The sequence below is a fragment of the Mycobacterium sp. genome (assembly GCF_044223235.1).
Classification (GTDB): domain Bacteria; phylum Actinomycetota; class Actinomycetes; order Mycobacteriales; family Mycobacteriaceae; genus Mycobacterium.
In genome coordinates this window covers 160,163-178,892 of record NZ_JBGAME010000006.1, presented here as the reverse complement: position 1 = coordinate 178,892, position 18,730 = coordinate 160,163, and the positions used below count along the sequence as shown (strand labels likewise).

14 protein-coding genes are annotated in these 18,730 nt (G+C 68.0%); 7 read left to right on the top strand and 7 right to left on the bottom strand.

Translation table 11 applies throughout. The features are described 5' to 3' along the window. Window positions 1–2: 2 nt before the first annotated feature. Both ADBZ6K_RS11705 and ADBZ6K_RS11700 read right to left on the bottom strand, forming a co-directional pair. Window positions 3–1,115, bottom strand: coding sequence for a PrpF domain-containing protein (locus tag ADBZ6K_RS11705; RefSeq protein ID WP_526346825.1), 1,113 nt, complete (start codon window positions 1,113–1,115; stop codon window positions 3–5). Between the two features lie 281 nt (window positions 1,116–1,396). Then, window positions 1,397–2,299 (bottom strand): LysR substrate-binding domain-containing protein, encoded by a 903-nt coding sequence (locus tag ADBZ6K_RS11700; RefSeq protein ID WP_526346689.1) that lies wholly within the window; start codon window positions 2,297–2,299, stop codon window positions 1,397–1,399. A 273-nt stretch (window positions 2,300–2,572) separates the two neighbouring features. On the opposite strand from ADBZ6K_RS11700, the gene ADBZ6K_RS11695 reads away from it, so the two are divergent. From ADBZ6K_RS11695 to ADBZ6K_RS11675, 5 genes are all read left to right on the top strand, one after another. Further along, window positions 2,573–3,967 carry an SLC13 family permease gene (locus tag ADBZ6K_RS11695; RefSeq protein ID WP_526346687.1) on the top strand — a complete coding sequence of 465 codons (1,395 nt, stop codon included), beginning with the start codon at window positions 2,573–2,575 and terminating at the stop codon, window positions 3,965–3,967. Between the two features lie 198 nt (window positions 3,968–4,165). After that, a complete protein-coding gene (locus ADBZ6K_RS11690; RefSeq protein ID WP_526346685.1) occupies window positions 4,166–5,374 on the top strand; it encodes a type 2 periplasmic-binding domain-containing protein in 1,209 nt (402 codons plus the stop codon). Window positions 5,375–5,392: 18 nt separating this feature from the next. Next, window positions 5,393–7,432, top strand: a complete 2,040-nt coding sequence (locus tag ADBZ6K_RS11685) for a tripartite tricarboxylate transporter permease (RefSeq protein WP_526346683.1) — start codon at window positions 5,393–5,395, stop codon at window positions 7,430–7,432. A gap of 244 nt (window positions 7,433–7,676) precedes the next feature. Further along, the gene (locus tag ADBZ6K_RS11680; RefSeq protein ID WP_526346681.1) at window positions 7,677–8,234 is read left to right on the top strand and encodes a PadR family transcriptional regulator; all 558 of its coding nucleotides are present in this window, start codon (window positions 7,677–7,679) and stop codon (window positions 8,232–8,234) included. A gap of 5 nt (window positions 8,235–8,239) precedes the next feature. Continuing rightward, window positions 8,240–10,258 carry a 2,4-dienoyl-CoA reductase FMN-binding domain-containing protein gene (locus ADBZ6K_RS11675; RefSeq protein ID WP_526346823.1) on the top strand — a complete coding sequence of 673 codons (2,019 nt, stop codon included), beginning with the start codon at window positions 8,240–8,242 and terminating at the stop codon, window positions 10,256–10,258. A gap of 98 nt (window positions 10,259–10,356) precedes the next feature. Here ADBZ6K_RS11675 and ADBZ6K_RS11670 read toward each other — a convergent pair whose 3' ends face one another. The 3 genes from ADBZ6K_RS11670 to ADBZ6K_RS11660 form a co-directional block, all read right to left on the bottom strand. Further along, window positions 10,357–10,902, bottom strand: a complete 546-nt coding sequence (locus ADBZ6K_RS11670; RefSeq protein ID WP_526346679.1) for a YceI family protein — start codon at window positions 10,900–10,902, stop codon at window positions 10,357–10,359. Between the two features lie 89 nt (window positions 10,903–10,991). After that, on the bottom strand, window positions 10,992–11,453 hold the full coding sequence (locus ADBZ6K_RS11665) for a DUF2231 domain-containing protein (protein WP_526346677.1): 462 nt from the start codon (window positions 11,451–11,453) through the stop codon (window positions 10,992–10,994). Window positions 11,454–11,612: 159 nt separating this feature from the next. Then, window positions 11,613–14,204: a bifunctional FO biosynthesis protein CofGH gene (locus ADBZ6K_RS11660; protein ID WP_526346675.1), complete on the bottom strand. Its 2,592-nt coding sequence runs from the start codon at window positions 14,202–14,204 to the stop codon at window positions 11,613–11,615. Between the two features lie 294 nt (window positions 14,205–14,498). Here ADBZ6K_RS11660 and ADBZ6K_RS11655 point away from each other — a divergent pair, with 294 nt between their 5' ends. Further along, the gene (locus ADBZ6K_RS11655) at window positions 14,499–15,974 is read left to right on the top strand and encodes a hypothetical protein (protein WP_526346673.1); all 1,476 of its coding nucleotides are present in this window, start codon (window positions 14,499–14,501) and stop codon (window positions 15,972–15,974) included. Between the two features lie 3 nt (window positions 15,975–15,977). Here the strand turns inward: ADBZ6K_RS11655 and ADBZ6K_RS11650 are convergent, their stop codons facing one another. Continuing rightward, the gene (locus ADBZ6K_RS11650; protein ID WP_526346821.1) at window positions 15,978–16,433 is read right to left on the bottom strand and encodes a hypothetical protein; all 456 of its coding nucleotides are present in this window, start codon (window positions 16,431–16,433) and stop codon (window positions 15,978–15,980) included. Between the two features lie 112 nt (window positions 16,434–16,545). Then, a complete protein-coding gene (gene mshB / locus ADBZ6K_RS11645) occupies window positions 16,546–17,406 on the bottom strand; it encodes an N-acetyl-1-D-myo-inositol-2-amino-2-deoxy-alpha-D-glucopyranoside deacetylase (protein ID WP_526346671.1) in 861 nt (286 codons plus the stop codon). An 85-nt stretch (window positions 17,407–17,491) separates the two neighbouring features. On the opposite strand from mshB, the gene ADBZ6K_RS11640 reads away from it, so the two are divergent. Further along, complete coding sequence (locus ADBZ6K_RS11640) at window positions 17,492–18,724, top strand: chloride channel protein (RefSeq protein ID WP_526346669.1); 1,233 nt, start codon at window positions 17,492–17,494, stop codon at window positions 18,722–18,724. Window positions 18,725–18,730: the final 6 nt, after the last annotated feature.

The window sequence follows — 18,730 nt, the reverse complement described above, 5'->3', positions numbered from 1 at the left end:
TCTCAGCGCGATGATCCGGCCAGTGCGAGCGCCGGCGCGGCGAGGAATACGTCGGCGGTGGCGATTCGTCGTGCCGCCCGGTGCAGCGTGACCGCGTCGGGATATCCGTCGGGGGACGACCTGATGTCGACCGCCACGACACCCGCGGCAGTGCCGAGTCGCAGCGAGCCTGGCCGTGCGACCCGGGCATGGTCGGCGACGACACCACCGGACAGGGTGGCGGCCGCGGCGACCGCGACCGCCGAGGTCAGGCCGATCGCGGGATGCGGGGCAAGCATGGACACCATCCGCACCGAGACGTCGTAGTCCTCGGCGGCCACCTCGACTCCCGAACTCGTGCGGTAATCCATTGGGGACCCGACGATTCCGACCTTTGGGACCGCGTGCGCCACCGGTTCCCCGGGGCGTCGCAGCCCCATCCGCAGCGCCGCCTCGCCGCGCAGCTCGACCAGCAGCGGTATCTGCTCGGCGATACATGCGTTGTCCTCGGCTCCAGTGAGTCCGAGATCGGCGGCGCCGAACAACGCCGTCGGGGCTCCGGCGTTGACCAACGTCGCGCGATAGTCGCGCCCACCCACGCTGATCGGGTCGGTCACCGATCCGGTGGGGAGTAAGGATGTGGGGTCGGCGGCCAGGTCGACGAACGTGAGCGCAACCGGGACGCCGAGTGCGCGCGTTCCGGGAACGGCGGCGTCACCGTGGACCGGAATCGACCCGCCCGGTGTGGCGATCTCCGCGATAAGGACGGCGCCAGTGTTCTGGTTGCGCATACGCACCGAAGTCGTGGTCGCGTGGACCGGCACGAGCCCGGCCTGGACCGCGTACAGTCCGATCGCGGTGGCGCAGTTGCCGCAGTTGCTGCCCCATTCAACCCGCCGGTCGCCGACGGCGACCTGGCCGAACAGGTAGTCGATGTCGATAGCCGGGTCGCTGGACCGGCGCACCACCGCGGCCTTGGACGTGGTGGAACTGCCGCCGCCCACACCGTCGAGCTGGCGCGGATCCTCGGCGCCGAATGCGGCGGTGAGGATGGCGTCGAGGCCGCCGGCATCCTCGATCAAGGGGTCGACGTCGACTCCGTTGAACAGCCAGCATTTACTGGTCCCGCCACGCATCCAGGTGCCGCGAAGTGTGAACACTGCCTGGCCCGCCTTTCGTTCGAATTGCCAAGGGACCGCGGCTTCCAACTCAACTCGAGTGCGTCGCGGCTCCGGTGCTGTCAGGAACCAGCCTGCGCCGGATGAGAGTCGAGTACAATCTCGAAAATCTCGATGACATTTAAGATAAAGTTAACTCTCTGCACCGGCGCGTCACGCCCGAGCATGAACGGATCCGATCGCCTGCACAGATCGATGCCAGGAAATGGACTCACCGAGCCGACAATCTGGCGGGTTGGTCAGACGAATCCGTGTGCGACTTCCTCGAAGGTGTTCATCAGGGTTTGAGCCGCGGGTGTCTGGCGCTGTTCAGCGGGATATGCCAGGAGAATTCGCCGCGATGGCGCGCCCCCGACGAGCGGGATGACACGGACATCGTCGCGCAGGTTCGACAGCGCCAGCCGCGGGGCCAACGAAACACCCAGGTCGACGGCGACCATCGCTTGGGCCTCCTGATAGTCATTGGCCGCGAACGCGACGGTGGGAGTGAATCCCGCGGCATGGCAGGCTTTCTCCAGCGCCAAACCCACGGGATGGTTGTCCTCGCGGGTGATCCAGCGCTCATCAGCGAGCTCGTCCATCGAGATCTTCTTGCGCTTCGCCAACCGATGATTCACCGACACCACGAGCGTCGGTGGATCGACGAGCAGCACCCGTACGGTGAGCTCGGGGTCGTTGACGGGGTTCCACGCGTAGTCCCACAACAGCGACATTTCGATTTCGCGAGCATCGAGCATGGCCCGCAACTGGGCGAAGCGTGAGCTGCGGACGGTGAGCCCGATCGCCGGATGGCGTGACTTGAACAACTTGACCACCGGCGGCAGCAGGCTCGAACCCGCCGTGGGGAATGTGCCGAGCCGCACGGTACCCGACCGCAGCCCGGCGATGTCGTCGAGTTCGGTGCCCGCCGCCAAGAGCTGGGTTTCGATCCGTTCGGCACGACGCACCAGGGCCGCCCCCGCCTCGGTGAGCCGCACCCCCCGGGCGTGGCGTTCGAGCAGCGGTTGCCCGGCTTCGGACTCAAGCTTCGAAATCTGCTGAGACACAGCCGAAGTCGTGTAGTTGAGCCGGGCCGCGGCCGAGGTGATGGAGCCGGCCCGCACCACGTCGACGAGCAGCAAAAGACGACGCGGGTCGAGCACGGCAACCTCCGGCGTTAAGTGAAGATAATGGCTCGTCAATAATTTCGAACTCCCACTATATGCCTTGACAACCTGGGCGATATGTCTGCCGCCCAGCCTCCGTCACCAAGAACACGTGGGGCAGGATTCAGTTTTTCTAAAGCATTAGATAGTAAATCGAAATTGTCCTGAATCTAGCGAATGCTTAACGTGTTGGAAGCCACGCTCGACCGATGGGTGTGGCCTTCGCCACCGGGTAGCGCCGTCCGCTAACCGCCACAGTGAAAGTGCGTCATGACTGCCATCGAGATATTGCCCCTAGTCGCGCTGGTCGCGATGTTCGTGATCGCCAGCGTGTTTCCCATCAACATCGGAATTCTGGGATTTCTCGGCGCGTTCGGCGTCGGGGCGTTCGTCCTGGGCCTCGACGACAAGGAGATCCTGGCCGAGTTTCCGACCTCGATCGTGCTGACCATTGTCGGGGTCACCTACTTCTTCGGCATGGCCAAGAAGAACGGCACCATCGACCTGCTGGTCAACGCCTGCATACGAGCCGTGCGGGGCCGGGTGACCGTGGTGCCGTGGGTGTTCTTCTTCGCCGCCTCGGTGCTGACCGCGTTGGGCACCTTCAGCCCGGCGGCGGTGGCGCTGATCGCGCCGGCGGCGATGGCGTTCGCCGCCCGCACCCGGATGAGCCCGCTGGTGATGGGCATCATGACGATCAATGGCGCTCACGCCGGAGCGTTCTCGCCGATCTCTGTCTCCGGTGTGCTGGTGCGAGACATCGTGGAATCCAGCGGGCTGAGCATCGCGCCGTGGACACTGTTTCTGGCCAGCTACGGCATCAACCTGCTGCTGTCGGTGCTGACCGTGCTCGGCTACGCCGTGCTGGCCCGGGTGCGGGACCTGGAGTACAGCGCCACCGGCACCGACCCCGACCACGGGGCCGGCGCTGCCCCGCGCCGCCCGATCACCGACGAGCCGGGCCGGGGAGCGACCGGCGGCTCGGCGTCGACCGGGACCGCCGTGCTGACCCGGGTGACGCCCCCTATGACCGACGTCGCACCTGCAGCGGCGGCAGTGACCTGGGTGCAAAAGCTCACCCTGGCCCTCATCGCGGCCGTGCTGGTGCTGGTGCTCGTGCTGCACCTGCCGATCAGCTTCGTCGCCATCGGCGCCGGCGCGATCCTGGCCTTCACCGACCTGAAGAAGCAGAACGAAGCGATCGCGGGCATCAGCTGGTCCACCGTGCTGCTCGTCGCCGGCATGGTCACCTACATCTCGGTAATGCAGGAAATGGGCACCATCGACCATCTCGCCGAAATGGCTGTCGCGATCGGCGCCCCCCTGCTGGTCGCCCTGCTGCTGTGCTACGTCATCGGCGTCACTTCCGCATTCGCCTCCTCCACCGCGCTGCTCACCGCCATCATCCCGCTGGCCCTGCCCCTGCTCGAGACAGGCGCCCTGCCCGTCGTGGGAGTCGTTGCCGCCCTGGCCATCTCCGCCACCGTCGTCGACGTGTCTCCCTTCTCCACCAACGGGGCCCTGGTGTTGGCCAACGCCCACAACATCGACCGCCGCGTGTTCTACCGCCAACTGCTGCTCAATGCCGGCATCGTCGTCGCCATCGCGCCCGGCCTGTGCTGGCTCGCCCTCGTCGTCGCACCTCAACTGCTCCACCTGTCCTGAACACCCGATACCGGTGCCGACCGCCACCTTCCCGGAGGTGGCGGTCTCGGCGTCGTTGTAGCTGGCGCCTCGCCGGATCGGGACCGGAGACGGCGTGCACAGCGCGGCCCGGGCTGGTTGGTGGATCCGCCCACCGTGGTGGGGCTTTCCAGAAGGATGGGTGGAGGTCGTAGGTAACTTGAGATAAGGCGGGTGCCGATGAGTGATACGCCGAGCGATCAGGCGGGCTCGTCATCCTCCGACGCCCAGCGGCCACCGCCCTCGCACCCGCCGGTGGAGGTTGAGCGTCCACCGACAAACCCGAAGACCTCCGCCGCCGTCATGGTGGCGTTCGTACTGCTGGCGGTAGCGGCGGTGGTCTTGGGCGGCAAGCTGCTCAACCCCAAGGCCTCAACCACCGACGGCGACTATGCAGGTGAAACGATCGAACTGTGGATACCGCTAGCCGAAGGCGGCGGCACCGACACGTGGGCGCGGTTCATCGGTACCGAACTCAGCCAGGAGATCCCCGGCAAGCCAGGTTTCTCCCCCGTCAATGAGGCGGGCGGGGAAGGCATCTCCGGGACGAACCGGTTCGCGGCGTCGGCGCCGGCCGACGGCACCGAGATACTCGTCAGCACGGCGAGCACGGTGATGCCGTGGGTCCTCGGTCGATCCGAGGTGGAGTACAGCTTCAGCCGACTGACCCCCATCCTGGCCAACGGCACCGGCGGGGTGATCTACGCTCGCACGGAAGCCGGCGTCCGCAGACCAGAGGACCTCCTGGACCGCGAGGCTCCCCTGAAGTTCGGCGGCATCAGCGCCACCGGCCTCGATCTGACCACACTCGTCGCCTTCGACCTACTCGGCGTACACGTGGACGCGACCTTCGGGTTCGAGGGGCGTGGGCCGGTGAATCTCGCCCTGCAGCGAGGGGAAATCGATCTCGACTACCAAACGACCTCGGCCTATGGACCCGCGGTGGAGCCGCTGGTCAAGGCTGGAACGGCCGTACCACTCATGTCCTTTGGACAGGTAGACGATAGAGGCGACGTCGTCCGCGACCCCAACTTCCCAAATATCCCCACCGTCGCCGAGGTCTATGACACCCTCCACGGCAAGGCACCCAGCGGCGCGTCATACGAGGCATACAAGAAACTGCTCGCCCTCACCTACACCTACCAGAAGGCGATGTGGGTACCCGATGACACGCCACAACAAGCCGTTGAGCTGCTCCGCGCATCCGCAGAAAGGCTAAGCCTGTCACCGGATTTCAACCAGAAGGCAGCCAAAGTCCTTGGCGGATATCCCCTGCTTGCCGACCAACGACTCACCGCGCGAATCGACACCGCGTACACGGTGGATGCCCCGGTACGCCAGTACATCGTGAAGCTCCTCGAATCCGACTACCAGGTCCAGCTGGATTAGCGGGAACAAGAGACTGTTGTGCTCGAGTCCGCCGTTGCCGCACTCCACGCGCTTTTCGCGCCGGAGCAATTGATTCTGCTGTTTGTCGGTATCGTCGCCGGTCTCATCATCGGTCTTATTCCCGGACTCGGCGGCACCGGAGCCGTCGCCATCCTGCTGCCGGTGACATTCGGCATGGACCCGGCGCAAGCGCTGGCGCTGCTCATCGGCGCACTGGCGGTTGTGCACACCTCGGACACGGTGGCTGCGGTGTTGCTCGGCGCACCCGGCTCCGCCTCGGCCAGCGTCACGATGCTCGACGGTTACGCCATGGCCAAGCAAGGACACGCCGCGCGCGCGCTCAGTCTGGCCTTCCTGTCGAGCATGGCGGGCGGCATCCTCGGCGCAATCGGTTTGACCGTAGCCATCCCGCTGGCCAGACCCCTCGTGCTGTCGTTCGGCAGCCCCGAATTGTTCATGCTCACCGTGCTGGGAGTCTCGCTGGCCGCCGTGCTTGCGCGCGGCAACATCGCGAAAGGTCTGACCGCGGGCTTCCTGGGGCTGCTGTTGGGGATGGTGGGAACGTCTCCCACCACCGCGGAGAGCCGATTCACATTCGGCAGCCTCTTCCTCGCCGACGGTCTGTCCATCGTCGCGGTATCGCTCGGCGTTTTTGGCTTGGCCGAAATCGCTTCCCGCGTCGGCCAGTTGGACAACCCCGGTGCGGCGGTGGAGCTGGCCGGCGGCTGGATCAGCGGAATCAAGGAATGGCTCGGTTACTGGGGGCAAGTCCTTCGGGGGGCGCTCATCGGAATCTGGGCCGGCGTCCTGCCCGGCGTGGGAGCGACCGCAGGCACCTGGCTGGCCTACGGTCAAGCCGTCGCGACCGCCAAGGACAAGCGCGCGTTCGGCAAGGGCGACCCACGAGGCATCGTCGGGCCGGAGAGCGCGAACAACTCCGTCGAAGCCGGAGACCTGATCCCCACCCTGCTGTTCGGCATCCCCGGCGGCGTACCTGCGGCGATGCTGCTGGGCTTGCTGCTCACCTACGGCATTCAGCCAGGCCCCGCGATCATCAACGACCACCTCGACCTCATGTACCTGATCGTCTGGTCGTTCGCCATCGCGAGCGTTCTCGGCGCGATGTTCTGCTTCGCAGCGACCCGGGGACTCGCCAGCCTCACGAAAGTACCGTTCGCGATACTCGGCCCGGGGCTGGTCGCCGTGATGTTCCTTGGGGCGTTCCAGGAAGGCGGGCAACTGGGCGATCTCTGGGTAATGCTCGGCCTGGGTGTGTTTGGCTGGCTGCTCAAGGAGACCGGTTTCCCGCGCGCACCCTTCCTGATCGGTTTCGTGCTGGCCATCCCCATGGAGCGCTATTACTTCCTCACCGCCAACATCTACGCGGGCCTCTCGTGGATGCTGCGGCCGTGGGTCATCGCGTTCCTGGCCCTCCTGCTGCTGCCCGCAATTGTCTCCGGCATCCGTTTCGGTCGTGCCCGGCTGCGGCCCACGGCCAGGGCGGCGCATGCGGAGCCGCCACCGGCGGACGAGCAGGAGGGCGAACTGGCTGAGTCCGCCTGGTCGCGCGGCCTGTCCGCCGCCATACTGCTGGTGTTCGTCGCCGGCTTCTTCGCCGCGGGCTCCTTCTCACCCGAGGCACGGCTGGTGCCCAGACTCGTCTGTGCCGGCGGTGCCGCCGTCGCGGCGCTGCTCGTCTTCAGGGAGTTCCGGCGGTGGTGGCGCGCGGTTCAGCCCGGCGGCACCTGGACTCGCGACGTCGGCGTCGCGCTGAACACGTTCCTATGGATGGTCGGTTTCCTCGGCCTGATCACTCTGTTCGGATTCGTGGCCGCGCTCCTCCTGTTCGTTCCGGCCTTTTTGTTGTACGTGGCCCGGGCGAAACCGCGCACCGTGATCGTCTACGGACTCGCCTTGGCCGCCGTGATGGCTGCGTTGCCGTCACTGGTCCCGGTTGACCTACCGGCAGGGCTCATCAACACCGCCTCGACGGTTCGGGGCGGCGGCCCGCTCACCGGTGAACGTTGGTTGCGACACGAACCAGGTCCTGGCCGGTAGAGCTAGTTCCAGCGACGGATGGCTCGCTGTCACGCGGAGATGTGCCCTGGCTCGGCGATTTACCTGGCCCGGCGGCAGCGACCCGCGAGCCGGCCGACCGGCGTGGGGTTGACCCGCGCGTTGACCCGCGCGTTGACCGGGCCGGCACCGCCTGCACGCGGATCGCCGAACCGCTGCTCCGCCATGCACCTCAATGCAGTGCAACTAGTTGCATAGCAGGTTCGGGGGAATCTACGCTGCCCGAGTGACACTGCCCCACGCGATCCTGGTGTCGCTGTGCGAACAGTCGGGGTCCGGCTACGAGCTCACCCGGCGGTTCGACCGATCCATCGGCTACTTCTGGTCAGCCACCCACCAGCAGATCTACCGCACCCTGCGGATCATGGAGGAGGACGGCTGGGTGCACGTCACGCCGGTGGCTCAGCACGGCAGACCCGACAAGAAGGTGTACACCGTCTCCGACGCCGGGCGCGCCGAACTGGCCCGCTGGATCGCCGAACCGCTCCGCGGCCGGGGCGGTTCGGTGGCCGACAACCGCACCCGCGACGTCGCGGTGAAGATCCGCGGCGCGGCCCATGGCGACATCGACGCGCTGCGAGATCAGATCGCCGCACTGCGCGCCGAGCGGGCGGAACTGCTCGACACCTACCGCGGATTCGAGAAGCGACAGTTCCCCGACCCCTCGGCACTGACCGGGAGTTCCCTGCATCGATACCTGGTGCTGCGCGGCGGTATCCGCGCGGAGGAGGGCGTGGCCGAATGGCTCGACGAGGTGCTCGCCGGGATCGGCGGACAGCCATGACGGCCATGACCCCGTACCCGAAACTGTTGTCGCCATTGGACCTTGGCTTCACCACCCTGCGCAACCGGGTGGTGATGGGTTCGATGCACACGGGCCTGGAGGACCGCGCCCGCGACACCGGCAGGCTGGCCGAGTTCTTCGCCGAACGCGCCCGCGGCGGCGTCGGGCTGATCATCACCGGCGGTTACGCCCCGAATCGCAGCGGCTGGCTGCTCCCGTTCGCCGCCCAGATGGTGTCGGCATCCGACGCCAGGCGGCATCGGCGGATCACCGGCGCCGTCCATGACGAGGGCGGCAAAATCGCGCTGCAGATCCTGCACGCCGGACGCTACGCGTACCATCCGTTCTCGGTCAGCGCGTCGTCAATCAAGGCGCCCATCAACCCATTCCGGCCGCGGCGCCTGTCAGGCCGGGGTGTGCGGAGCACCATCGACGACTTCGTGCGGTGCGCCGAGCTCGCCCGCGACGCCGGCTACGACGGTGTGGAGCTCATGGGCAGCGAGGGATACCTGCTCAACCAGTTCCTCGCCCCCCGCACCAACCAGCGCACCGACGCCTATGGCGGGACGCCGGAGCGACGCCGCCGGCTGCCCGTCGAGATCGTGCGCCGCACCAGGACCGCGGTCGGCGATGACTTCATCGTGTGCTACCGGATGTCGATGGCCGACTTCGTCGAAGACGGCCAGAGCTGGGACGAAATCGTGGCGCTGGCAACCGAAGTGGAGGCGGCGGGAGCGACGATCATCAACACCGGCATCGGCTGGCACGAGGCGCGGGTGCCGACGATCGTGACCTCGGTGCCCGCCGGGGCGTTCGTCGACATCAGCAACGCGGTGGCGGAACAGGTGAGCATCCCGGTGGTGGCATCCAACAGGATCAACATGCCGCAGGCGGCCGAGCAGATCCTCACCGACACCGCGGTGCGATTGATCTCGATGGCCCGCCCGCTACTGAGCGATCCGGAGTGGGTCCGCAAGGCGCAGGCCGACGCCGCCGACGAGATCAACACCTGCATCGCGTGCAACCAGGCGTGCCTGGACCACGCCTTCGCGCACAAGACGGTGTCGTGCCTGCTCAATCCCCGCGCCGGGCGGGAGACCACGTTGATTCTCGGCCCGGTCCGGCGCGCCAAGCGGATCGCAGTCGTCGGCGCGGGACCGGCCGGGTTGGCGGCCGCGGTGACCGCCGCTCAGCGCGGCCACCGGGTCACGCTGTTCGAGTCGAATGAGGTGATCGGCGGCCAATTCGACCTGGCCAGAAGGATTCCCGGCAAGGAGGAGTTCACCGAGACCATCCGCTACTACACCAGGATGCTCGACAAACACGGCGTCGACGTCCTGCTGCGCACCCGCGCGGACACCGCCTCACTGACCGGATACGACGAGATCGTGCTGGCCACCGGCGTGCGCCCGCGCATCCCGGCCATCCCGGGGATCGACCATCCGAAGGTGCTGACCTACACCGAGGCGATCCTGGGCAAGGGCGCCGGCGCATCCGTCGCCGTCATCGGAGCGGGCGGCATCGGCTTCGACGTGTGCGAATTCCTGAGCACGGACGCGTCCCCGACGCTCAACCTCAAGGAGTGGAAAGCCGAGTGGGGTGTGACGGACCCGTGGGAGACGCGCGGCGCATTGACGACGGCGCTGCCCGCACCGGCGGTGCGCGAGGTGTATCTGCTGCAGCGCAGCAAGGGCTTGCAGGGCCGCGGTCTCGGTAAGACGTCCGGGTGGGTGCATCGCGCCTCGCTGAAGGCCAAGGCGGTGCACCAGTTGTCCAGGGTGAACTACGAGCGCATCGACGACACGGGTCTGCACATCAGCTTCGGACCCGACCGCACCGACCCGCGGGTGCTCGCCGTCGAGACCGTGGTGATCTGTGCCGGTCAGGAGTCCGTCCGCGACCTGGTGGACGGCCTGCGCGCCACCGGGCGCGAACCTCACGTCATCGGCGGCGCGCTGGTGGCAGCCGAACTCGATGCCAAGCGGGCGATCGAACAGGGCACGGAGCTGGCAGCCAAACTCTGAGCGCCCTCTGAGCGCCCTCTGAGCGCCCTCTGAGCGCCCAATGTGAAGCCACTGCGAGGAATCGGCGAAAACCTCTCAGTGGCTTCACATTCGGTGCGTCAGGCCTGCTTGAGGGCCTCGATCTCAAGGGTGATCGTGACCTTGTCGCCTACGACGGCGCCGCCGGTCTCCAGGGGCAGTTCGATGCTGATGCCGAAGTCCTTGCGGTTCAGCACAACCGAGGCCTCGAAGCCTGCGACCTCACCTTGACCCATGCCCGGGTTCACCCCGTTGAACTCCAGCTCCAGCGTCACGGGCCTGGTGACACCCTTCAGCGTGAAATCGCCGTCGAGCAGGTAGTCGTCGCCCTTGGCGCGAACGCCGGTGGACACGAACGTGGCGGTCGGATACTTCTCCGACTCGAAGAAGTCGGCCGACTTCAGGTGGGCGTCGCGCTGCTCGTTCTGGGTGTTGATCGAGGTGACGTCGATCTCGGCCTTCACCGACGGGGTGCCGTCCTCGGCGACGGTGATCGCGCCGCTGAACGTGTCGAAGGTGCCGCGCACCTTGCTCACCATCAGGTGGCGTACCGAGAATCCGACGGTCGAGTGCACCGGGTCGATCGCCCAAGTGCCAACGCCGAGCTGTGCGGTCGCAGTGGTCATGTTCATGTCTCCTGAGTTCTCGCGGCCGGCCATCCCGACCTTTCAGAAGAGTAAACGGACCGCAGTCCGAATTGATTCCCGGGGTCGGGTCAGCCGTCTCGACCCCAGACCGCTTCAGCCCCGGCGTCTCCGATTCGCACCACCCCGACGGTCGCCGATATTCCGACGACGAGCGCCAGTATCGCGACGACAATCGCCGCGGCGCGCCTCGGCCGGCCGGTGCGGGTCTCGAGTACGTGCAGGAACGCCAGCGCCAGGGCGACCACGAGCAACCCCACGGCGAAGTAGATCATCCATTGGCCGCGTTCGGCGTGGGTGACCAGGATGGGGCTGGGCTGGGCGTTCTGGTCGTAGAGCCATTCGCCGGCCTCGACGGTGAGCGGGGTCAGCGCCGTGGTCGCCGCGGCGAAGGCCAGCACGAGCCATACGAACCGTCGCCTGGCGGCCGGCCAGATGGCACAGAGGATCTCCAGCGCCGCGGTCAACGGCGCGAGCACGACGATCGCGTGGACGAGCAGGGCGTGCGCAGGGATTCCGGCAATGGTCGTCACAACGCTCCTCGAGCTGTCGGGGCCAACGCCACAATAACGGCCACCGCCGTGGTTCGGTTCAAGCCACACCCCCCGCGAGCGTGCACGTTTGTACGCAGATCACCGGCGAGTCGCGTACAGACGCGCACGCTCGCGGGTCTGGCGGCGAGGGGGTACGCGTCAGGCGGCGAGGGGGGTATAGGTGGTGGTGCGCTGGCGCGCGGGCCTGCCGATACCCGCCGCGATCGCGACGAGCTCCTCGACGGTCTTTGCCGAGCCGAACTCCGAACCCGCCATCCGTGAGATCGTCTCCTCCATCAGCGTGCCGCCCAAGTCGTTGGCGCCGCCGCGCAGCATCACCTGCGTGCGCTCCACACCCAGTTTGACCCAGCTGGTCTGGATATGAGAGATCCTGCCGTGCAGCATGATCCGTGCCAGCGCATGCACGGCGCGGTTGTCGCGGTGCGTCGGGCCCGGCCGGGCTCCCCCGGCCAGGTACAGCGGCGAGCTCTGATGCACGAACGGCAGCGGCACGAACTCGGTGAAACCGCCGGTGCGGTCCTGGATCTCGCTCAGCACCCGCAGATGACCCACCCAGTGGCGGGGCTGGTCGACGTGACCGTACATCATCGTCGAACTCGACCGCAGTCCCACCTCATGGGCGGTGGTGACGACCTCGACCCACAGGGATGTCGGCAGCTTGCCCTTCGTCAGCACCCAGCGCACCTCGTCGTCGAGGATCTCGGCAGCCGTTCCCGGGATGGTGTCCAGACCCGCCTCGCGAAGGCTGATCAGCCACTCCCGGATGCTCAGCCCGCTCTTGGTCACCCCGTTGGCGATCTCCATCGGCGAGAACGCGTGCACATGCATCGACGGCACCCTGGCCTTGACGGCCCGGACCAGGTCGGCGTAGCCGGTGACCGGCAGCTCCGGGTCGATGCCGCCCTGCATGCAGACCTCGGTCGCGCCTGCCACATGCGCCTCCCAGGCCCGGTCGGCGACCTCGGCGGTGGACAGCGAGTAGGCGTCGGCGTCGCCCCTGCGCTGCGCGAAGGCGCAGAACCGGCAGCCGGTGTAGCAGATGTTGGTGAAGTTGATGTTGCGGTTCACCACGAAGGTGACGTCATCGCCGACGGTGTCGCGCCTGAGCGAATCCGCCAGCGCGGCAACGGCATCCAGCGATGGCCCGTCCGCCGCGGCCAGCGCGAGATACTCGTCGTCGGTGCAGCCGGCCGGATCGCGCTCCGCGGAGCGCAGCGCCGCCGCGACATCGGTGTCGATGCGTTCCGGCGCGCGCGCCGCGAGTTCGTGCACCTTCTCCCGGATCGACTCCCAGTCCCCGAACGCATCCTGCAGGTCGCTGCGCGTCTCCGTGTGGCGGCCCTCGGTGTCGATCGCGGCGTGCAGGTCGGTGCGGCCCAGCGACTCCATCGCCTCGTCGGGTTCCTGCCAGGGACGTCCGACGGGATTGACGTCGCGGGCGTATCCGCTGTCCGGATCCGTCAACGCCACCACATGGCCACGCACCCGCGGGTCGATCCAGGCCGCACCCGCCAGCACGTAGCGCGGATGCGCGGTCAGCCGCTGCACGAGTTCGTAGCCCGCTTCGGCGGTGACGGCGGCCAGATCATCCAGCGCGGGCCAGGGCCGTTCCGGATTCACATGGTCCGGGGTCAGCGGCGAAACCCCGCCCCAGTCGTCGACGCCCGCGCCGATCAGCGCCAGGCATTCCGCACGCGCCACCAGGTTCGGCGGCGCCTGGATGCGCATGCCGGGGCCGAGCACCAGCCGCGCCGTCGCGACGGTGGCGACGAAGTCGTCGATGCCGGTATCGGGCACCGCGGCCATCGCCGTGTGCTCCTTGGCCCGGAAGTTCTGCACGATGACTTCCTGCACGTGCCCGAATTGCTTGTGCGACTTGCGAATCGCGTGCATCGTCTCGGCACGCTCGGTGAGTGTCTCGCCGATACCGACCAGCAGGCCGGTGGTGAACGGGATCGACAGCCTGCCTGCGTCGTCCAGCGTCCGCAGCCGTACCTGCGGGTCCTTGTCCGGGCTGCCGTAGTGCGCAAGGCCTTTGGTCTCGAACAGCCGCCGCGACGTGGTCTCCAGCATCATGCCCATCGACGGCGCGACCGGCTTGAGCCGAGACAGCTCGGACCAGCTCATCACGCCCGGGTTCAGATGCGGCAGCAGACCGGTCTCTTCGAGCACCCGGATCGACATCGCCCGCACATAGTCCAGCGTCGAGTCGTAGCCGCGCTCATGAAGCCACTGCCGCGCCTCGTCCCAGCGCGTCTCCGGCCGGTCGCCCAGCGTGAAAAGAGCTTCCTTACAACCCAGTTCGGCCCCCCGACGGGCGACGTCGAGAATCTCGTCGGGTTCCATGTACATGCCGAGACCCTGTGCCCGCAGCCGGCCGGGAACCGTCACGAACGTGCAGTAGTGGCAGGTATCCCGGCAAAGGTGGGTGACCGGGATGAAAACTTTGCGTGAGTAACTGATCGGCAGGCCGCCTGCGGGTCCGCGACGGCCAGCCGAGGTCAGGCCGGCGTCGCGCACCCTGGCCGCGCTGGCGCACAGGTCAGCCAGGTCATCGCCCCGCGCCGCCATCGCGATGGCGGCCTCGTCGACATTGAGCGCGACACCGTCGCGGGCTCTCCGCAGCACGCGCCGCAAGGCGGCCGGACCTGGCGTTGCGCTTGCCTGCTTCAACGGGACGACCGGGCTGGGCAGTTCGATACCGCGCTGGGGGTTCAGAGCCACTCCCATGTAACCCCGGTACTGGTGGATTTCATCCGCACATCCCGCATTTCGACAGCGCCTGACACCGCCTGATACCGCCCTGATACAGCTACGCATGGCATACCGGCCACAGTAGTCCCCGCCGCTGTGCGGGCCCGCGCTCCGCCACCGGGAGTCACCCGTCGAGCGGCCCTGTCGGATTCATCCCCCAAAACGGGTGAAATCGCCCGCAAACACGCGCTGAAGGCGCGTTTTCCTCGGCGAGGTCCCGTGAACCGCGTAGGTTGTTGCGCGGTCGGGTAGGACGGTTAAGGGGCAATCATGGAGATTTCGGCGCGTTCAATGTTGATGGCGGGGGTATCGGCGGTGGCCGCCAGCAGCCTTGTCATCGCACCCGTGGCGGTGCCGCCGGGGGGGACCTCCCTGGCTCCCGAGGTCCGGCTCGCAGCGGCCGTCGCCCCGCAACCGTTCGTGGTAACGCAACCGGCCATCACCGACACCGCCGCGCTGGAGACCCTGGCCCAACTGGCCCCGAGCCTGTTCGTCGCGCCGCCGACCCCGCCGGGGCCTGTCCCAGTCCCGCAGGGCCAGGGTTTGGCCGATGCCATCGTCAACATCTGGTACGCCGTCGAGCCCTGGATCAGTTACGGCGTCGACCTCGCCCAATGGGCGCTGGGCTGGATACCGTTCGGCTGGATACTGGGCGACCAGATCAGCCTGTTCTGGTACAACCTGGTCCTGCCGGTCACCGACGCGGTCATCGTCGACAAGATCGCGCCGATCGTCGCCAACCCGCTGAACCTGAGCGCCTGGTGGAACGGCTTCGTCGCGGTGACAAACGCCACCATAAACGGGCTGGTCGACCTGGGCGTGGCCGAGCTCTACTACTGGTTCGGGTGGATCCTGCCGCCGTGCCCGCCCGGCTGGTGCGCGCTTTCCGCCACCACAACGACCACAGCGGCCACCGACGCCCTCGAGGCCCCCACGCTGCGGTCGGTGATCGGAGACATCGTCCTGCCGCCCGTCGATGACACGACCAACGCGCTCGTCGACGCCAACCAGCGGTTCTTCACGACAGTCAAGAACGTGACGGAATTCGGCCTGTTCGACGTCGCCAAGCCCGTTCTCGATGACCTCAAGCTCGACTTCGCCTCCGAACAGCTCGATCTCAACTACACGCTGGTGAACCGGCTCGCGACAGAGCAGGTCGAGTTCACCAACGAGGCCATCACCGTGCCGAGCCGCTTCCTGCACGACGTGCTGGAGGCCGGCCAGGACCCGCTGCAGGCCATCTCGGATCAGGCGGATTTCCTCGCCGAGCGTGCCACCACACGCACGAACAACGCCGTCGACGCGATCGTCGACTACACCGATGCCCAGCTCGGCAACGTGCTCCCGGGCAAGGCCGAGCAGGCCGAGACTCCGACGACGCTGCGGACAGTGGACGTCGCGCAGACACCCGAGCCGGCGACGGACACCACCGAACCCAGCGAGCCCGCGGAGCCGACGGTCAAGAGCACCGGTCGCGACACCGGGCCGCGCGGCGCGACGCACGGCATCGTTCGCGGGCAGGGCACCCAGTCGGGGACGCTGTCGACGGTGGGCAGCCGTGCGACCCACGACGGATCGGACGCGACAACCGGGACGAACAAGGCGGCCCAGGGCGCCAAGAAGGCCGTCAGCGACCTCAAGAAGACCGTGAGCGACGTCCGCTCGGCCGTCCGGGACGCCCTCGGCGGCAAGAAGACAGCCGATAAGAGCACCGACGGCGGCTCCGACGACAAGTCCGACGAGTAGCGGTCACCGGCCCGGCCGCCCCATCAGCACCCACGTCGGCGGCAGCGCGCCGAGGAAGACGAAGATCAGCACGCCATAGGCCATGATCCCTCGGCCCCCGAAGACAATGTCGCCGCCGGGGCCGCCGAGGGTCATGACGGCGACCGTCCCCAGCCAGGTGAACAGGGGCAGTGCGGCCAGTCGGCCCGAGTCGGTCCAGTGCGTCGCGGCCCACACGAGCGCGGCGTTGAGGGCGCCGCTCGCCAGCGCGCTGATCGGGAACGGCACCGAACCCAGATGCACCGGCAGATAGATGGCGCCGACCACCGCGGAGATGACGCCGTCGATCGCCAGCAACGTCAGGACGACGGCACGCCCGGTGCGCGTCTGGCCGGGATCCGCACGGACGCTACCGGTGGTGGCGGTCAGGTCGGGATGCTGTCGAGGACACCCACCGGCGAACCCACAACCCGTTGGCAGCTGTCGAGGCGGTCCTGCCGGTGCTGCAGGGTCGGGTCCAGATCCGGGTCCACAGAATGATGTCCCTTCGACGGGTCGCTGATTGTCGGGAGCCTACCTCGCGGCCCGCTGGCTAATCCAGGTTCACGCCCGCGAGCAGGTCGGTTTCCCAACCGCGGGAATCGCGTTCGCCCGGGGTGCCCTCCACGAGCACGTAGTGCTCGGCCGCCAGCACCGGCATCGCTATGCCGTTCGACAGCGCGCACGACCGGCCGTCGGGGGCCACCGTCACCTGAGTTGCGTGGGCGCGCAGGGCGTCGATCTTGGCGGGCAGGACATCGCTGACGTCGACGACCGCGTCGATCGCGTCGTCGGGATAGCCGAAACCCAGGTCGTCGACGGGCACTTCGATCCAGCCATCGGGCACCGCCGCCAGGCCCGCCAGGCCGTTCCGGAAGGCGCTGGTCGCGATGACGGTCCAGTACAGCTTCGGCACCGGCCACGACCCATCGGCACCGGCAGCCGCGACGGCCGCGGTGGTCACCCGATGCGCCTGGATGTGGTCGGGGTGCCCGTAGCCTCCGTTCGGGTCGTAGCTGACCACCACGTGGGGCCGCAATCGGCGGATGATGTCGGCCAGCGCCCCGACGGCCTCGTCCGGGTCCGCGTCGGCGAAACGCGTCCTGCCGCGCGCCGGTGTCCCCACCATCCCCGAGTCCCGCCAGTGACCGGGACCGCCCAGGAAGATCGGCTCGGCGACGCCCAGCGCCCGCAGCGCGGCGCTGAGTTCGCCGATCCGGTAGCCGCCCAGTTGATCTGCCCGATCGACCACCAGCTGGGCGTAGCGTTCGCCGATCACCTCGCCCTCTTCGCCCAGGGTGCAGGTGACGACGTGGACGTCGGCGCCGCGCGCGACGTAGCTCGCGATGGTGCCGCCGGTGGTCAGCGTCTCGTCGTCGGGATGCGCGTGGACGAACAGCAGGCGAGGTGACATCGACGCGACCCTACCGCCTGGATCGCCCGCGACGCGGCGCCGTCCCACCCCACGCAGCCGGCCCCGGCTCGCATACATTCTGTTCGTGAGTCGGCGCACCATCGAGTTCGGCTGCGCGATCATCGTCATCGGTCTGCTCGCGGGTCTGGCCGGAGTCGCCACCACGCTGCTGCTGCACGCCGTCGAACACCTCACCTACCACTACACCTTCGGGGACCTGCTGGCGGGCGTCACCGACGCCAGCCCGGTCCGGCGCGCGCTGGGCCCGATGATCGGCGGCGCCCTCGCCGGGCTCGGCTGGTGGGCCTTGCGGCGGCACACCGAGATCCCCACGCTGACGGCGACCATCGCGAGCGGCCGCGTGCGACGGCTGCCGCTGTCCATCGACGCGGCGCTGCAGGTGCTGGTGGTCGGTTCGGGGGCGTCGCTCGGCCGCGAGGGCGCCCCCCGCCAGCTCGCCGTCGCGGTCGGTGACCTCGGCACCTCACGCTGGTCGCTGACGGCGAGGGACCGCGAGATCCTGCTCGGCTGTGCTGCGGGAGCGGGCCTCGCCGCGGTGTACGCCGTGCCGGTCGGCGGCGCGCTGTTCGCCGTCCAGATCGTGCTGAGGAGTTGGCATCCCCGCGTCGTCGGCACCGCGCTGATCACCTCGAGCCTCGCGGTCACGGTGGCATCGCCGGTGACCCATGAGAGAACCCCGCTGCACTGGCCCGACCCGCAGCTGTCCTACTTCCTCACGCTTGCCGGTGTGCTGCTCGGGGTGATCGCGTACGCGGTGGGCATGGGATTCAACCGCCTGATGGACGCCGCTCGGCCCGCGACACCCATCGCGTCCTGGACGCTGGTCCCCGCGATCGCCTGCGCCGGCTTGCTGATCGGCATCTGCTCGGCATGGTGGCCGGAGCTGCCCGGCAACGGCAAGAGCATCTTGACCGTCACCCTCAACAGCGGCCTGACGCTGGGCGCCGCGGTGATCCTGCTGGCTCTCAAGCCGATCCTGACGGCGGTCTATCTGCGCGCGGGTGCGATCGGCGGCATGCTGACCCCGTCGCTGGCCACCGGGGCCGCGCTGGGCACCGCGATCGCACTGGGGGTCAACACCTGGACCTCCGCCTCGGTGAACGTGCCGGCCGTCTCGCTGACCTGCGCCGCCGGCGTGCTGGCGGTCACGCAGCGGGCTCCCGTGTGGGCCGCGGTCTTCGTGTGGGAGCTGGCACGGCCGCCGTGGTGGTTGTTCGCACCCTTCCTCGCCGCGGCGGCGGCCGCCCACGCGCTGCGGCTGTTTCACGAACATCGGGTGCGCAACCGCGATGGGTGACCGGAC